At 66.6% G+C, this 16,377-nt stretch carries 13 protein-coding genes and 1 tRNA gene; 7 read left to right on the top strand and 7 right to left on the bottom strand.

From position 1 onward, the window contains the following. Positions 1–732, bottom strand: coding sequence for a DUF6776 family protein (locus M503_RS0113975; RefSeq protein WP_028918739.1), 732 nt, complete (start codon positions 730–732; stop codon positions 1–3). 111 nt (positions 733–843) lie between these two features. Here M503_RS0113975 and M503_RS0113970 point away from each other — a divergent pair, with 111 nt between their 5' ends. The 3 genes from M503_RS0113970 to M503_RS0113960 all read left to right on the top strand — a co-directional run bounded on the left by M503_RS0113970 (position 844) and on the right by M503_RS0113960 (position 6,102). Continuing rightward, the gene (locus M503_RS0113970; RefSeq protein ID WP_028918740.1) at positions 844–1,434 is read left to right on the top strand and encodes a DUF4126 domain-containing protein; all 591 of its coding nucleotides are present in this window, start codon (positions 844–846) and stop codon (positions 1,432–1,434) included. A gap of 73 nt (positions 1,435–1,507) precedes the next feature. Next, positions 1,508–3,490, top strand: coding sequence for an EAL domain-containing protein (locus M503_RS0113965; RefSeq protein WP_028918741.1), 1,983 nt, complete (start codon positions 1,508–1,510; stop codon positions 3,488–3,490). Continuing rightward, entirely contained in the window at positions 3,490–6,102 is a 2,613-nt protein-coding gene (locus M503_RS0113960; protein ID WP_028918742.1) for a hybrid sensor histidine kinase/response regulator, read from the top strand. Before M503_RS0113965 ends, M503_RS0113960 begins: the two co-directional genes overlap by 1 nt. On the opposite strand, the gene bfr is transcribed toward M503_RS0113960, so the two are convergent. The 3 genes from bfr to M503_RS0113945 form a co-directional block, all read right to left on the bottom strand. Beyond that, positions 6,075–6,545: a bacterioferritin gene (gene bfr / locus M503_RS0113955; RefSeq protein WP_024867579.1), complete on the bottom strand. Its 471-nt coding sequence runs from the start codon at positions 6,543–6,545 to the stop codon at positions 6,075–6,077. The genes M503_RS0113960 and bfr overlap by 28 nt on opposite strands. Positions 6,546–6,649: 104 nt before the next feature. After that, on the bottom strand, positions 6,650–6,847 hold the full coding sequence (locus M503_RS0113950) for a (2Fe-2S)-binding protein (protein ID WP_024867578.1): 198 nt from the start codon (positions 6,845–6,847) through the stop codon (positions 6,650–6,652). 109 nt (positions 6,848–6,956) lie between these two features. Further along, entirely contained in the window at positions 6,957–7,556 is a 600-nt protein-coding gene (locus tag M503_RS0113945) for an RNA pyrophosphohydrolase (RefSeq protein ID WP_028918743.1), read from the bottom strand. A 117-nt stretch (positions 7,557–7,673) separates the two neighbouring features. Between M503_RS0113945 and M503_RS0113940 the strand changes: the two genes are divergently transcribed. The 4 genes from M503_RS0113940 to M503_RS17535 all read left to right on the top strand — a co-directional run bounded on the left by M503_RS0113940 (position 7,674) and on the right by M503_RS17535 (position 12,470). After that, a tRNA-Met gene (locus M503_RS0113940) sits at positions 7,674–7,750 on the top strand. Positions 7,751–8,084: 334 nt separating this feature from the next. Next, complete coding sequence (locus M503_RS0113935) at positions 8,085–11,213, top strand: type I restriction endonuclease subunit R (protein ID WP_028918744.1); 3,129 nt, start codon at positions 8,085–8,087, stop codon at positions 11,211–11,213. Positions 11,214–11,349: 136 nt separating this feature from the next. Further along, positions 11,350–12,060 carry a hypothetical protein gene (locus M503_RS17540; protein ID WP_028918745.1) on the top strand — a complete coding sequence of 237 codons (711 nt, stop codon included), beginning with the start codon at positions 11,350–11,352 and terminating at the stop codon, positions 12,058–12,060. Further along, on the top strand, positions 12,057–12,470 hold the full coding sequence (locus M503_RS17535) for a hypothetical protein (RefSeq protein ID WP_037061871.1): 414 nt from the start codon (positions 12,057–12,059) through the stop codon (positions 12,468–12,470). Before M503_RS17540 ends, M503_RS17535 begins: the two co-directional genes overlap by 4 nt. A 97-nt stretch (positions 12,471–12,567) precedes the next feature. Here M503_RS17535 and M503_RS17530 read toward each other — a convergent pair whose 3' ends face one another. The 3 genes from M503_RS17530 to M503_RS0113925 all read right to left on the bottom strand — a co-directional run bounded on the left by M503_RS17530 (position 12,568) and on the right by M503_RS0113925 (position 16,356). Further along, entirely contained in the window at positions 12,568–13,353 is a 786-nt protein-coding gene (locus M503_RS17530) for a DUF2971 domain-containing protein (protein WP_155952078.1), read from the bottom strand. 80 nt (positions 13,354–13,433) lie between these two features. Further along, positions 13,434–14,711: a restriction endonuclease subunit S gene (locus M503_RS17220; protein WP_231472380.1), complete on the bottom strand. Its 1,278-nt coding sequence runs from the start codon at positions 14,709–14,711 to the stop codon at positions 13,434–13,436. Positions 14,712–14,754: 43 nt separating this feature from the next. Then, positions 14,755–16,356 (bottom strand): type I restriction-modification system subunit M, encoded by a 1,602-nt coding sequence (locus M503_RS0113925; RefSeq protein ID WP_028918746.1) that lies wholly within the window; start codon positions 16,354–16,356, stop codon positions 14,755–14,757. Positions 16,357–16,377: the final 21 nt, after the last annotated feature.

The following is a 16,377-nucleotide window of genomic DNA, read 5'->3' as shown; positions in this document are numbered from 1 at the left end:
TCAGTTTCCCCCTCCGCTCCCCGCGGGTTTCCAGTCGAAGGTCTGCTCGACGCTGCCGGCGCCGCCACGCAGCGAGATTCGCACACGCTGCGGGGTGAAATCCTTGGGCAACATCACGTTGCCCGTCAATTCCTGGAAATAGCGGAAGGAATAGTCCTGCCCGGGCGTGTCGGCGCGGTTGTGCAGCTCGTCCCAGGCGATCGTGGCCAGCTTGCCGGCGCGCACGCCCTCCACCGCGAAGCGCATCTGGCCCTGGCTGATCGCGCCCCGGTTCAGATTCTGGGTCAGCACGACGCGGTAGTTCCAGGTCCCCGCCTCGGTCGGCGAGAAGTCGATCGAGTGGACGTTCAGGCCCTTGCGCTGCGAGGTCGAGCCCACCAGCCGCTCGTAGAAGGCCACGTCGGCGCGCAGCGCGGAGATCTCCTCGTCGCGCTCGGCCAGCGAGGACTGCAGCTCGGTGTTGGCGGCGCGGCTGATCTGGTCCGAGCGCGCCAGGGTCACCAGGCGCTGGTCCAGCTCGTCGATCTGGCGCTTCTGCTGGGCCACGGTGCGCTCGGCCGCGCGCAGCTTCGCGCGGGTGTCGCCCAGGCCCGGTTCGGCGAGCCAGGTGGCCAGCATCCAGGTGCCGGCCAGGGTCAGCAGCCAGGCGACGCCGATGGCGATCAGCCAGCCACGCGGCGGCAGGCCGGGACGGCGGGGCACTACCTGGAATCGGGGAAGCGGTTCGCTCATCGCGTGGTCGGGCACGGCCCGTTTTCTGCCTATACTCCGGGGCGGACGGGGCAGTCTAGCGCAGCGCCTGCGCGGACCGGGCAAACGCCCGCAGGCCCCAGGGAGATCGCCATGACCGACGCCCACATCTACGTGATCGGCATCCTGCTGGCATGGATGGCGGGCATCCGTGCCTACCTGACCGTGTTCGGCGTGGGCCTGGCCGGGCTGCTGGGCTGGGTCGACCTGCCGCCGGCGCTGGAGCCGACGACCTCGTGGTGGGTGCTGGGCACCTCCGGCGCGCTGGCGCTGGCCGAGTTCTTCGCCGACAAGATCCCCGGCGTGGATTCGGTGTGGGACCTGCTGCAGACCCTCGCGCGGATCCCGGCCGGCGCCTTCCTCGCGGCGGCCGCGCTGTCGCCGGACGGCCAGCTCGGCGCCGGCGCGCTGGCAGCCGGCGCTGGCGTGGCCCTGGCCAGCCACGGGCTCAAGGCCGGTACCCGGGCGCTGCTGAACACCTCGCCGGAACCGGCGAGCAACTGGGTCGCCTCGGTGGCCGAGGACACGGTCGTGGTCGGCGGCCTGGCCCTGGCCATCGCCCATCCGTGGATCGCCCTGGTGCTGGTGCTCGGCACGAGCCTGCTCGGCGCGCTGGTGGTGTGGTGGATCTGGCGGATGTTCACCCGCGGCGCGCGGCGCCTGTTCACCAGACCGGCGGCATGAACCGCCCGGGGAGCGGACTTGTTCGAATGAGTGCTCTTGTTCACATAATGCGGTCCCAGCAGGGGGAAATCTGATGGCCGTTCGAGAACCCGCTTCGGTGCCGGAGGACGCGGCTGCCCGCCAGCGAGTGCGCGCTGAAACCCCGCCGCCGCATTACTGGCGGCGCTGGGTGGCCGACGCCAGCGAGGCGCCCGCCCCGCCGGCGACGCCGCACCTGGAAGTCGTCGCCTCCGAACCCGTCCCGGCCGCCGTCGCCGAGCCGGAAACCCGGCCGGCGCCCGTCGCTGCCGCGCCGGCCCCCGAAGTGGCCGCCGCCCCGGCCATCGCACCCGAGCCCACCCCGGCACCCTTGCTGGTGCGCAGCACCGCCGCCGATGCCGGCGCGTCCGCGCGCCAGACCGGTCCGGCCGATTCGCCCTACCGCATCCTCATCGTCGAGGACGACCGCACCCAGGCGCTGTTCGCGCAGAGCGTGCTGCACGGCGCCGGCATGCAGGCCGAAGTGCAGCTGCAACCGGACGGGGTGATCGACGCGATCGGCCGCTTCGACCCGGACCTGATCCTGATGGACCTGCACATGCCCGGCCTGGACGGCATGCGCCTGACCACCCTGATCCGCCAGCAGCCGGAGTTCCAGCTGCTGCCGATCGTGTTCCTGACCGGCGACCCGGACCCGGAGCGCCAGTTCGAGGTCCTCGAGAGCGGCGCCGATGACTTCCTCACCAAGCCGATCCGCCCGCGTCACCTGATCGCGGCGGTGTCCAACCGCATCCAGCGCACCCGCGCGCAGCTGCGCCAGTCCACCCCGCACGGCGGGGTGCTGCGCAAGCACCCGGATACCGGCCTGGCCACCCGCGGCTGGCTGCTGCAGCAGGTCGACGCGGCGCTGGCGGCGAAGGCCCACGGCGGCCTGTTCTTCATCGAGGTCGCCAGCGCGCTGGGCCTGCGCGAGCGCTACGGCTACGCCGCGTTCGAGCGGCTGATGGCGCAGGCCGGCATCGCCCTGGCGCGGATCGTCGCGCCGGCGCCGCTGGCGCGGCTCAACGACAACAGCTTCCTGGCCCTGCTCCCGGACGAGGACGAGGCCAACCTGGAACGGATCGCGCGCGACCTGCGCGGCGGCCTCTCTGCGCGCGGTTTCCTTGTGCGCGACGACGAGCAGGTGCAGCTGCGCAGTTCGGTCGGCTATGCCGCGCTGTCGACCGGCTTCGACGACGCCGGCAGCGCCCTGGAGGCGACCGAACGCAGCGCCCTGCAGGCGCGCCTGAGCAGCGAAGGCATCGCCGCCTACCAGCCGCCGAGCGACGCCGAGGCGCAGGAGCGCATGGCCCTGCTCGAAGGCCAGCTGGAACTGGCCTACCAGCCGATCGTGGCGGTGGCCGGCAACGAGCAGGCCCAGTACCAGGTGCTGCTGCGCCTGCGCCGTCCCGACGGCAGCCTGCTGTCGGCCGGCCAGGTGGTGCCCGCGGCCGAGGCCAGCGGCCGCATCGCCGACTTCGACCAGCAGATCATGGACCACGCGCTGGAGATGATCGCCGGGCGCAACGCCGCCGGCAGCCCGCTGCGCCTGTTCGTCTCGCAGTCGCCGCGCACCCTGGCCCGCGAGGCCTTCGCCGGCTGGCTGCTGCAGGCCATCGCCGACCGTGGCATCGACGGCACCTCGGTGGTGATCGACCTGCGCCTGGGCGACGCGCTGATCCACAGCGTGACCCTGGGCGAGTTCTGCCGCCGGCTGATGGCCGCCGGCGTGCAGTTCTGCCTGAGCCAGTTCGAGCCCGGCGCCGAGGCCGAGGCCCTGCTCAACCAGCTGCCGCTGGGCTACGTGCGCATGTCCTCGCGCTTCGCCGCCGCGCACAACGACCCGCAGCTGCGCGACGAGTTGCGCGGCGTCATCGACCAGGCCCACCGCCTCGGCCTGCAGGTGATCGGCCAGCAGATCGAGGATCCGCAGGCGGCCGCCGCGATGTGGATGGGCGGCATCGACTACATCCAGGGCAACCTCGTCAGTTCGGTCGGTTCGGAACTGGACTTCGACTTCAAGAACGCGGTGCTGTGATGGCTGCACCGGGTTTGCGCCGCATCTGGCCCGTGCTGACCGCGATGGCGGGGGCCTGCACGGTGGTCGCCATCGGCCTGGTCCTGACCGGCAACGCCGATGCGTCGTGGTGGCGCGTGGCCGGCGGCCTGGCCCTGCTGACCCTGGGCCTGGCGCTGGTCTCGCTGCTGTCGGCCGGCGCGCTGGCGCGCGACCTCAACGAGGCCCTGGCCCGCGCGGCGGCGGCCGAGGACGAGTGCAACCTGCTGCAGCGCGACGTCAACCGCCACGACCAGCTCGAGCAGCAGCTGCTGCAGGCCAAGCGCGCGGCCGAGTCGGCGGCGCTGGCCAAGGGCGAGTTCCTGGCCACGATGAGCCACGAGATCCGCACGCCGCTGAACGGCATCATCCCGATGCTGGACCTGATCGCGCGCGGCAACCTGGCCCCGGACCAGCGCGAGATGCTGCGCACCGCGCACGAATCCTCGCAGCAGCTGCTGCGCATCGTCGACGACATCCTCGACTACTCCAAGCTGGAAGCGAACCGCCTCGAGCTGGAGATCACCAGCTTCAACCTGCGCGAGCTGCTGGAAGGCGTGCTGCAGCTGATGCAGCGCCCGGCCGAGGGCAAGGGCCTGCGCCTGGACCTGCAGATCGATTCGAACGTACGCCTGCCGGTGCGCGGCGACCCGGTGCGCCTGCGCCAGGTGCTGACCAACCTGCTCGGCAACGCGGTGAAGTTCACCGAGCGCGGCGGCGTGCACCTGGCGGTACGCCGGCTGGGCGAGACCCCGGCACAGCACCTGCTGCGCTTCGAGGTGCGCGACACCGGCATCGGCATCGGCCATGCGCAGCAGGCGCGCCTGTTCCGCGCCTTCACCCAGGCCGACGCCTCCACCACCCGCCTGTACGGCGGCACCGGCCTGGGCCTGGCGATCTGCAAGCGCATCGTCGACCTGATGGGCGGGCGCATCGGCGTGCAGTCCGAGCCCGGCCAGGGCGCGACGTTCTGGTTCGAGATCCCGCTGCTGAAGGTGATCGGCGACGTGCAGATCCGGCAGACCGCGCACGACGCGCGGCGCGTGCTGGCGATCACCCCGAACCTGCGCCTGCGCCAGCGCATCGCCCTGCTGCTGCCCAACTGGGGCGTCACCGTCAGCATCGTCGAGACCACCCAGGAAGCGCTGGAGCGCCTGCGCCAACCGCCGTCGCCGGGGCAGACCGAAGGCTTCGTCGCGGTGCTCGCCGACTACGACGGCCTGCGCCACAGCGCGCGCGCCCTGCACCGCACGCTGCTGCGCACGCCGGCCAACGCCAGGATCCGCCTGGTCTGGCTGTACGGCGAGGAGGAGATCCCGGACGAGCTGCGCGAAGGCACCACCATCCTGCCGCGGCAGGTGCCGGACGCCGACCTGCGCACCGCCCTGCTGGAAACGCAGCCCGCGCCCGTGCAGGAGCCCACCCCGGTCCCCGCCCCGGTGGAGACGATCACCCCGGCGGTCGCCCGCGAACTGCCCAGTGGCCCCGACCCGACCCCGCCGAACCCGGAACCGGCGCCGGCCGGCATGCCGGCGCGCCTGCTGCTGGTGGAGGACAACCCGGTCAACCTGCTGGTCGCGCAGAAGCTGCTGTCGGTGCTGGGCTACGACTGCGACACCGCGCCCAACGGCGAGGTCGCGCTCTCGCACATGGCCAGCGGAGTCTACGACCTGGTCCTGATGGACTGCCAGATGCCGGTGCTGGATGGCTATTCGGCGACGCGCCGCTGGCGCGAGATCGAGGCCGGCCAGGGCCCGGGCCATCGCCTGCCGATCGTGGCCATGACCGCCAACGCCATGGCCGGCGACCGCCAGCGCTGCCTCGACGCGGGCATGGACGACTACCTGTCCAAGCCGGTCGCGCGCGACCAGCTCGATGCCTGCCTGCGCCGCTGGCTGCGCAGCGCGCCGGTGCGCAGCTCGCGACCGGCCGAACCTGCGCATGCGCCCGCACCGGCGCCGGCCCCTGCCCCGGCAGCACATGCGACTGCTCCGGTTCCGGCGGCCCCGGCCGTTCCGGCCGCCCAGGTTGCGCCTGCGCCGCCACCCAGCGTCGCTGCACCTGTCCCACCGCCTTCCAGCGCGAACCCGGTTGCCGATATGCACGCCACCACGCCCGCCGCCCCGGCGCCCGCCACGGCCGCGCCGGCCACGCCCGTTGCCGCCGAACCGGTCCCGCAGGACGCGCCGACCACGCAGCCGCCTCCGCCGCCGGTGCTGGAGCCGGAGATGCTGGACGAGCTGCGCGAGATCGCCGGCGACGAAGCCCTGTCGATCGTCAACCTGTTCCTGGAAGACGCGCCGCGCCTGATCCGGCTGCTGGAGCAGGCCTCGGCGATCCCGGACCTGGAAGTGATGCGCGAGGCCGCGCATGCGCTGAAGTCGTCCAGCGCCAACGTCGGCGCGCTGGCGCTGTCGGCGGCGGCCAAGCGGATCGAGCTGGGCGCCCGTTCCAACACCCTGGAACGGCCGGCGGTGGCCGTGGCCCTGCTGATCGCCGAATTCGCCCGCGCGCGCGTGGCCCTGCAGGGGTGGCTGTCGGCCACCCAGGCGCAGGCGGCGGTGGCTCAGTCCTCGAGCTTGCTCAACAAGTAGTTCTGCTCGCCGATCCGGCCGATCAGGTCCAGCTGGGTCTCCAGCCAGTCGACGTGCTCTTCCTCGTTGTCGAGGATCTTGGCGAACAGCTGGCGGCTGACGAAGTCGCCGACCGACTCGCAGTAGGCGATGGCCTCGCGCAGCAGCGGGATGCCGTCCATCTCCAGCGCCAGGTCGCACTCCAGCAGCTCGCGCGGGCCTTCGCCGATGCGCAGCTTGCCCAGCGCCTGGAAGTTCGGCAGGCCTTCGAGGAACAGGATGCGCTCGGACAGCCAGTCGGCGTGGCGCATCTCGTCGATCGACTCCTTGTACTCGTGCTCGGCCAGCTCCTTCAGGCCCCAGTTCTTCAGCATCTTGGCGTGCAGGAAGTACTGGTTGATCGCGGTCAGCTCGTTGTAGAGCGCCTTGTTGAGGTATTCGATGACCTTGGCGTCGCCTTTCATGGCCGCAGCTCCGTGTCGCAGGGGGAACGGGCGCACTCTAGCGCGCCGCGGGAAGCGGCGAGGTAACGCGAATCGTGATCAATTGGCGCGCCCGCGGCGCGCGGTCAGGCGGCTGCGGCCAGGATCGGCAAGGGCAGCTCGGCGCGCATCTGCTCGACCATCTCGGCGGCCATGCCCAGGCAGGAGCCGCAGTTGGCGCCAAGGCCGGTGCGCATGGTCAGTTCCCCGACGCTCCCGCAGCCCTTCTCGACGGCTTCGCGGATGTGGCGGTCGGTGACACCGTTGCAGAGGCAGACGTACACGTTCTGGCTACCTTCGGGGAACGGTGCCATTCAAACAGGGATGAGAATCGCTGTCAATTGCGAGGGGCTCGCAACGAACCCTCGTTCTGACCCGTTCAGCCAGGCACGTTCAGGCCGATGAACGCTGGCCCCGCGGACCACGCGTGCGCCGCCGCGGCCGGTTGTGGCCGGCCGCGCTGCCGGGCATCCAGGCTTCCAGGGCCGCCGGCGGCATCTGCCGGACGGTGGCCCCGGCCTTCTCGGCCAGCGGCGCCAGGTGGCGCAGCGCCCGGGCGTAGACCCCGCGCTTGAAGGTGACCACGTGCTCCACCGGGTACCAGAAGTCCACCCAGCGCCAGTGGTCGAATTCCGGGGTCTCGCTGGCGTCGAAGCGCACCAGCGACTCCTCCCCGACCAGGCGCAGCAGGAACCAGACCTGCTTCTGGCCGATGCAGACCGGGCCGGGTCCGCCCCTGCGGATGGCACGGCTGGGCAGGCGGTAACGCAGCCAGCCGGGGGTCGCCCCGAGCATTTCCACGTGCTCGGGCAACAGGCCGGTTTCCTCGTGCAGTTCCCGGTACATGGCCTCGGTCGGGGTCTCGTCGCTGCGCATCCCGCCCTGCGGGAACTGCCAGCCGTCCCGGCGCACCCGGCGCGCCCAGAACACCTGGCCGTCCGTGCGCATGAGGACGATGCCGACATTCGGCCTGTATCCGTCCGGATCGATCACGATGCGGACTCCAAAAAGATCAACTGGGTCCGACTCTGCCATGGCCCCGTCGGGGCCACAAGCGGGGGAGCATTGACAGCCCACCCCGGAAAGTGAAAAATTCGCGGTTCACCGCGTGGCTATGTAGCTCAGCCGGTTAGAGCACAGCACTCATAATGCTGGGGTCGGTGGTTCGAGTCCACCCATAGCCACCAGATTTACTTGAAAATTCAGTGATTCACGCGATGAAAGCCCGCCTCTGACGCGGGCTTTTTTGTGACAGTTCGACTGTCACAGGCTTCCTGGGGCCGCCATCCGCAGGGTTGCAACCCTCCCCTCCCCGAACATCGCCGAATGGCCGTAACGGGTTCTGAGAGGTCCGAGTGTCACAGGTGCGGGCGACCGCCTCGAAACGACCCTGACACCCGAACCAGGCCCATGGGCAGTCGAGGCCCAACGTGGCCCTTTGCATGACACCTCCGGACGCCCCGGACGCCGGAATCGTTCGGCGGCATACTGCCCCCGGGGGACACCGGGATCGCAAAGGGAATGAAAGAGAACCACCTCGAAGACGCCTGCCTGGACTGGCTGGCCGGTATCGGCTGGACGGTCCTGGAGGGCGAGACGGTTGCGCCTGGCGGCGAGCTCCAGGCGCGCGAACGCTGGACGGAAGTGGTCCTGGCGCCAAGGCTCCGGGAGGCCGTGGCCCGCCTCAACCCCACCCTGTCAGCGGCCGAAGTGGACGCTGTGGTTGCCAAGGTCGCTGGTTACGGCCACCAGTCCCTCATCGACGGCAACCGTGAGGTCTACGACTGGCTGCGCAATGGCGTGCCGCTTGAGCGCACCGCCAGCGACGGCCGCCGGGAGGTCCTGCGGGTCCCCGTGGTCGACTCCACCGGTCACAACGACCTCCTCGCCGTTCGCCAGTTCACCGTGCAGGGCGCCAAGCTGCGCCGGCCGGACATCGTGCTGTTCGTCAACGGCCTGCCGCTGGTGGTGATCGAGCTGAAGAACCCGGCCGACCTCAACGCCGACTACGTCGGCGCGTGGAACCAGATCCAGGCCTACAAGGCACAGATCCCCCAGTTGTTCTGGTTCAACCTGCTCAACGTGGTGTCCGACGGCACGGTGGCGCGCTACGGCTCGCTCAGCGCGGATCTTTCCCGCTACTCGCGCTGGCGGCTGCTGGACGGGAAGAAGGTAGGCAAGGAGCAGCTGGAGCTGGAAGTGCTCATGCGCGGCCTGCTCGACCCGGCCACCCTGCTGGACTTCTTCCGTGGCTTCGTCGCCTACGGCGGGGCCGACGGTGGGGCCAGCTTCAAGATCATCGCCCAGTGGCACCAGTACCACGGTGTCCGCAAGGCCGTGGCGCGGGCGGTGGAGGCCCTGGTCCAGCGCAAGGACGGCAAGGGTGGCGTGATCTGGTTCACCCAGGGCTCGGGCAAGTCGCTGCTGGCGCTGTTCTACGTGATGGCGCTGCGCGACCGCCCGGAGTTCCGCAACCCGACCGTGGTGATGGTCACCGATCGCAACGACCTCGACGGCCAGCTCTACGAGACCTTCGCCGACAGGGCCTGGTCGCTGCGCGCAACGCCGGTGCAGGCCGACAGCCGCGATGACCTGCGCCGCCACCTGTCGCAGGTTCAGGCCGGCGGCGTGTTCTTCACCACCATCAACAAGTTCGCGCCCGAGCCGGGCCAGACCTCGGTGCCGGTGCTGTGCGAGCGTGACAACGTGGTGGTGATCGCCGACGAAGCGCATCGCACCCAGTACGGCTTCCGCGCCGACCTGGACACCAAGACTGGCCAGACCAAGTACGGCCTGGCCAAGTACATGCGCGATGCCCTGCCCAACGCCATCTACCTGGGCATGACCGGCACCCCGGTGAGCCTGGACGACCGCGACACCGAAGCCGTGTTCGGCAGCTATGTCGATGTTTACGACATGATCGCCGCGCAGGAAGACGAAGCGGTGGTGCCGGTCAGCTACGAGTCGCGCATCATCGAGCTGCGCTTCAACGAAGCCGAGAAGCAGGCACTGATGGACGAGTTCCTCGACGCCACCGGCGACGAGGACGAGGCCGAACAGCAGCGCACCGCCAGCCGCCACACCCGGCTGGAAGCGCTGGCCATGGCCGACGGCCGGATGGCCACCCTGGCCGAAGACCTGGTGCAGCACTGGGAGGCGCGCAAGGAATCGGTGGCCGGCAAGGCGATGATCGTGGCGGTCTCGCGCGAGGCTGCGGTGCGCCTGTACGACGAGATCGTCAAGCTGCGGCCCGAGTGGCACTCGGACGACATCAACACCGGCCGGATCAAGGTGGTGATGACCGGCAGCTCGGCCGACCCGCCGCACTACCAGCCGCACCGCACCGACAAGGCCGACCGCAAGCTGCTGGAGAAGCGCTTCAAGCAGTCCCCCGAGGACCTGAAAGCGGGCGAGGTGCCGCTGGAACTGGTCATCGTGCGCGACATGTGGCTGACCGGCTTCGACGCCCCGCCCGTGCATACCCTGTACGTGGACAAGCCCATGCAGGGCCACGGGCTGATGCAGGCGATCGCACGCACCAACCGCATCTGGAAGGACAAGCCCGGCGGCCTGGTGGTGGACTACATCGGCATCGGCGAGGAACTGAAGAAGGCGATCCGCCAGTACACCCGCGACAGCGGTGCCGAACGTGAGCCAGTGGACACCTCCGGTGCCGCGCTGGGCATCCTGCTCGACACGCTCGACGTGATCCGCAAGGAGTTCTTCGCGAGCTTCGACTACGGCGGTTTCGAGGATCCGAAGCGCGCTCTGGCACTGCTGGCGCCGGCGATGGAGCACATCCTCAAGCTGGATCCCGAACCCGACGACAAGGGCCGCAACCGCGGCGTGCGCGCCTACCTGGACCAGGTGGCCAAGCTGACCAAGGCCCAGGCCCTGGCCGGTACCCGCGCCGAGGCCATGGCGGCGCGCGAGGAAATCGCCTTCTTCCAGGCCGTGCGCGTGAGCCTGATCAAGCTGACCCGCTCGGCCGGCGGCATGTCCCGGCTGGAGAAGGAGGCCGCGCTGCGCCAGCTGGTGGCCAAGGGCGTGCTGGTGGAAGGCGTGAACGACCTCTACCGCACGCTGGGGCTGGAGAAGCCGGACATCAGCCTGCTGGACGAGCGGTTCCTGGCCCAGATCCGCGAGCTGCCGACCAAGAACCTGGCCGCCGAACTGCTGGAACGTCTGCTGGCCGACCAGATCCGCTCGCGCGGCCAGAAGAACGCGCTGCAGGGCAAGGAATTCGCCGCTCGGCTGGAAGAAGCGATCAACCGCTACCAGAACCGTGGCCTGACCACCTTGGAGGTGATCGAGGAACTGATCCGGCTGGCCAGGGAGATCAACGAGGCACGCCCGCCGGACGGGATGAGCGAGGAGGAGTTCGCCTTCTACCAGGCGCTGGCGGAGAACGAATCCGCGGTGCGCGAGCTTGGCCATCCCGTGCTGCGCGTGCTGGCGCAGGAGCTGACCGACAAGCTGCGCAAGTCGGCGACGATCAACTGGCAGAACCGGAAGGACTCACGCGCGCGGATGGTGGCGATGGTCAAGGTGCTGCTGGCCACGCACAAATATCCGCCGGACAAGCAGCCTGAGGCGATTGAGAAGGTGATTGCGCAGGCGGAGTTGTTGGCGGACGCATGGGCGGGTTAGTCCCAGTGGTGAGTACATCCGAAAGAAGAAGCAAACCTGCTACGGCGATGCTTGTCTCAGGCCTTGCGAGACCGCTCGTGCAGGCTAGCAAGCCACCAGCTAGCGTTCCGCTAACGGCGTCCCGTAAACTGACTACATGGGCATCTCGATGCAAGCATCGGCAACCTTTGGAGTAGGCGTCTACTCCTTCGCCGATGCCGCACGCTTCATTGGCGCGAAGTCCAGCGAGCTTCGCCGCTGGACTCTTGGCTATGTCCATTCGAGCCCTAGCGGTGAACGCAAACACTCGCCGCCACTTTGGCCTACTCAGTTATCCGAGACAGATATTGAAGGCCTAGGGTTCAAGGACCTGATTGAGCTTCGCTTCGTCCGTGCGTTTCGCGATGAAGGTGTTCCGTTGCAAGTGATTCGACGGACTCTGCAAGAAGCGCGTGACGAGTTCGCTTCGCCATACCCATTCACCTGCAAGAAGTTCAAGACGGACGGTCGCCGTATCTTCATGGAAGTTGTCGAGGAAACCGGCGATGCATCGCTGGTGGACATCGTGAAGCGCCAGAACGTAATCCAGAAAGTCATTGGTCCGTCGCTGCGTGAAGGCGTGGAACTCGACATGCAAGGCGAGGCGAGGCGCTGGTTCCCGCTGCGCGGGTCCAAAGCAATCGTGTTTGATCCAGCGCGCAAGTTTGGACAGCCCATCCTAGCCGAATACGATATTCCGACCATCGCAATTGCGGATGCTGTGAGCGCGGAAGGCGGGAACGAAAGACGGGTTGCCAAACTCTACGAGATCCCGCTGTCGGCTGTACGCAAGGCCCTCGAGTTCGAGGCGAAGGTTCTCGCCGCTTGAAGGCACAGCTTGACGAGAATTTGTCACGCGCCTTAGCCGGTGCGCTCCATTGTCTCGCTCAAGCTGATGACCACGAAGTGATCCATGTGAATGATCTAGTGCCACGCGGCACACCGGACGTGGATCTGTTCTCAGCCTGCGTGAAAGCAAAAGTCCAGATCCACATCACACAAGACCATCACAACCGACGTCAGATTGAGCGAGATGCCATTGCTTCGGCGGGACTGATCGTATTCGTGCTGGACAAAGGGTGGGCTTCGCAGCCCGCATTCGAGAAGGCAGCACGCTTGATCCAGTGGTGGCCGCGAATCGTCGCGCACGCCGAGTCGATGGCCCCGCCCGCCGTGTTCCGCGTACCGTGGCGCATAGTGGGCAAGGGCAAGTTCCAGCAGATACGCATCACCAGTTGAGATTGGCCACTTTGGTTCATCGACGCACTGGCCGAGGCCGGACGCGGCAATGTTCCGTTGCGTGTCTGTCAATAGGTGCGTATTGCGAAACACCACATCAGCGATGCCGGATAAGGCCTGTCAGTTTGCTTTGTCGTAGTTGCAAACCAGGTGCCAATGTTGCGATCAGCGATTCCACGATAAGGCGGTCTGATTCGGTCGCGAGCGGGCCCAACACGACTTCTCCGCGATCAAGAGCATCGGTTGCCAATTTTCTGTCGATGAACGTGGTTTCCGGGCCAAACGCGCCCCATCCACCGGATTCCGCCAATTCAACAAATTTCGTCGCCCATTGACTGTCATCGATCCAGCCGACTGGCCCAGGAGAGGCTTGCAGAATAAACCGCACTTCTTGTTGAAACGACCAATATTTGTTCTTGAATGTTGCAATTGCAGTTGCGCGTCCATTGATACGAAACCCATTACCAAGAATTTCAACGCGTGATGCGTATTCTGCAGCGACATCATCCACGTAGTTTACGCGACTTAGGAAGTCGTTTTCATTGTCTATTAGGTCGGGTAACAAGATATAGCCCTGACCACGGATATCCTGCATCGAGTGAAGGCTTGCCAACCTTGGCACCAAGGCGAAAGGCTGGCGCGGGAGAGATATTCGAACGCCTTTCATCGCATCACCATACATAGCCCATTGCGCGATATCTTCCTCCGGCTTCTCCACCCAACAGCTTGCGAACAGCATTTTCCCGAAGTCAAAACCTCCGATACTTTGAGCCTCTTGTGTGTCATCCAACGTATCAAGTCGTCCGAATCGGATGGTCTTGTGACGAAGAATGGCCGCCAATGCTCCGATGCTTGTGTAATGGTGTATGAGTTGATTTTCCATCTGGCTGCATCCTGCCAATCAGGCTGGGGTAATTCGCTGGAGATCTATGCTGCTTCAATTGTTCATGCGCCTGGCGACGTTCATGAAGACAGATCCTCGGCAGCAGCCCCTGGCTCGGCAATACACAGCTTTCCGGAAATCAGGCGGGGGAGAAGGGTGTCGCTGAGTTCTGCAAACGCTACTGCCCTGGCGTTGTTCTTGGCGATCCCTTCAAGCATCGGCACAGAAATTTCTGCGAAAGCTTCCAGCACACTGTCCGACGGCAGAACGCATGGTGTGCTGGCGACTACGCCGGGGCGGACAGCAGGATAGGCAGCGCCATCGGCGAGATTGGTGAGGCGGTCTATGGCCTCATCGCTGGTTGCGGCCAGATAGACGAAGCTGGACAGGTATGGCTTTTTGGGGCTGAGCACGGCAAATCCCGTGCTTCCTGTCAGGTTTTCTTCCGGGGCATGGATGTGGGCATAGGCCCGATTTCCGGGGCGCACGGTGCCGACGATGGTATCGCCTTCCCGCAGGTGATTACGCGCGCGACTGGGCGCGGCATCAAACTCAAATTCAGTGAAGGTCTCGATCCGGTTTCGATTGACTCCGCTGAGGTCGATGTACTTGACAATTTCAGGGTGCTTCCTCGCTGTCCACTTTGAGGCATTAAGGTCGCTGACATCCTCAAGGGTGCCCACGCGCCAACCCTTCGGGATCGGGCCGAGCTCCGAATCTTCAAGCTCGCAGGGGAACAGGGCGGCGGTGGCGGCGTCCATGCCTTCGGGCTCGCGGCCTTCGGACTTGGCGCGCACGGGGTCGAAGTCCACGAACCAGGACTTGAACAGGGCTTGGGCGATGGCTTCGAGGGTGGCGTTGGTTTGGCGCAGGTTGTCGATTCGATCGTCAATGGAGCCAAGAAAGCCGGCGATTGCCCGTTGTTCCGCAAGCGGCGGCAGAGCGACTTCAATCTCTTTTAGATTTGACGAGGGGCGAGAGATCGAAGGGACGCCCACCTGTGAGGCATTGACCAGCAGCTTGTGCTGCCCTTCGGGGCTATGAAAGAAATAGGTAATGAATGCTGGATCAGCCTTCGAGCGATCGCACCTCAAATAAAACTGGCGCTGTGAAATGACATAGCGCTCGTAGCGCGAACTTTCTGGAACATACGCAACCTGACCGATGTTTCCTGCATGTGTGAAAACTACGTCTCCTCTAAGGACATTGGAGTTCTTAAGCCTTTCCGCATGCTCTGGCGTAACGAAATTGAAGTCACCATCCTCGACCCGCGTACCTCGCAGGTGAGCACCGCTTATTACCGGAATTCCAGAATCAACGAAGGTTTCGACTTTGATGTTGGAGCCAAAAGGTCCCATCGCGATCTTCTCAGCGAAATCCTCTACTCGTACAAGAGGCCAATCAGACGCCATAACCCAGCGCCCCCAGCTTTTTCCTGATTACCGCATCCAGCTCCGCGCCCTTCGCCATCTGCTCGGCTAGTTCCGCCGTCAGGCGCTCCATCTTCTCCGCGAACGCCTCGTCATCTTCCTCGTCCAGCACCGCGCCCACGTAGCGGCCGGGTGTGAGCACAAAACCATGCTTCTCTACATCCTCCAGCGTGGCGCTGAAGCAGAACCCCGGCTCATCGGCGTACTCCCCTCCATCGCTGAATTCCGTCCCGCGCCACCGGTGGTACGTCTGCGCAATGCGCTGCATGTCCTCGTCGGTGAACTCGATCTGCGTGCGGCTGATGCGGCCGCTGGCCGCCTTGCGGGCGTCGATGAAGAGGATCTGGCCGCGGCGGTCGATGCTGCCGTTTCCGCCAGAACTCTTGTCCTTGCTCAGGAACCACAGGCAGGCGGGAATCTGCGTGTTGGAGAACAACTGCCCAGGCAGCGCGACCATGCACTCGACCACGTCGCCCTGGACCATGCCGCGGCGGATCTCGCCCTCGCCGCTCTGCTGCGAACTCATGGAGCCGTTGGCCAGCACGATGCCGGCGCGGCCGCGCGATGACAGGCGCGCCAGCATGTGTTGCAGCCAGGCGAAGTTGGCGTTGCCCTTCGGCGGGATGCCGTACACCCAGCGCGGGTCGTCGGTGAGCTTGTCGCCGCCCCAGTCGGAGATGTTGAACGGCGGGTTGGCCAGCACGTAGTCGGCGCGCAGGGTCTTGTGCTGGTCGTTGCTGAAGGTGTCGCCGTAGGTGGTGCCGAGATCCCCGTGCAGGCCGTGCACGGCCAGGTTCATCAGCGCCAGGCGCCGGGTGGCGGCCATCATCTCCTGGCCGTAAATGGCCAGGTCGCCCTTCTTCCTGAGCCTGGCGGCGTGGGCGTCCTTGAACCTGGCCGACTGCACGAACATCCCGCCCGAGCCGCAGGCCGGGTCGTAGATGGTGCCCTTGAACGGGGCGAGGACCTCCACCAGCAGGTTGACCACGCTCTTGGGCGTGTAGAACTCGCCGGCGCGCGCACCTTCCTTGAGCGCGAACTGGCCGAGGAAGTATTCGTACACCTCGCCGAACACGTCGCGGCTGCCATGCCTGTCCGGGTCGAAGCTGAGCCTGGCCAGCAGCTGCATCAGCTCGCCGAGCTTGCCGGGCGCCAGCTCCAGCCGGGAGAACTCGCGGTACAGCACGCCCTTGAGGCTCGGGTTCTCAGCTTCGATCTCGCCCAGGGCCTTGTCGAGCCGCTGTGCCAGGTCCGGGGCGGCCGCCTGCGCCAGCAGCGTGTTGAAGTGCGCCGATGCCGGCACCCAGAACACGTTGTCGGCGTCATAGAACGTCTTGTCGGTGGCGAACTGCTCGGCCGCCGCTGCGCGGGCCTCCTGGTCCTCGATGTAGTACTCGGACCTGGGTTCGGCCAGCCGCTTCTCGATCACCCGCCCCTGCGCATCGAACATGTCCGAGACGTACTTCAGGAACACCAGGCCGAGGACCGGGTACTTGTAGGTCGCCGCCGAGACGGAGCCGCGCAGTTTGTCGGCCGCTTCCCAGAGGGTGCGCTTGAATTCGTCGTTGGTCATTTCATCCCCTGCTGATCACGG

Source organism: Pseudoxanthomonas suwonensis J47 (genome assembly GCF_000513955.1).
GTDB lineage: Bacteria > Pseudomonadota > Gammaproteobacteria > Xanthomonadales > Xanthomonadaceae > Pseudoxanthomonas > Pseudoxanthomonas suwonensis_C.
The sequence above is the reverse complement of the archived record's forward strand: the minus strand, read 5'-3'. Positions and strand labels throughout refer to the sequence as shown.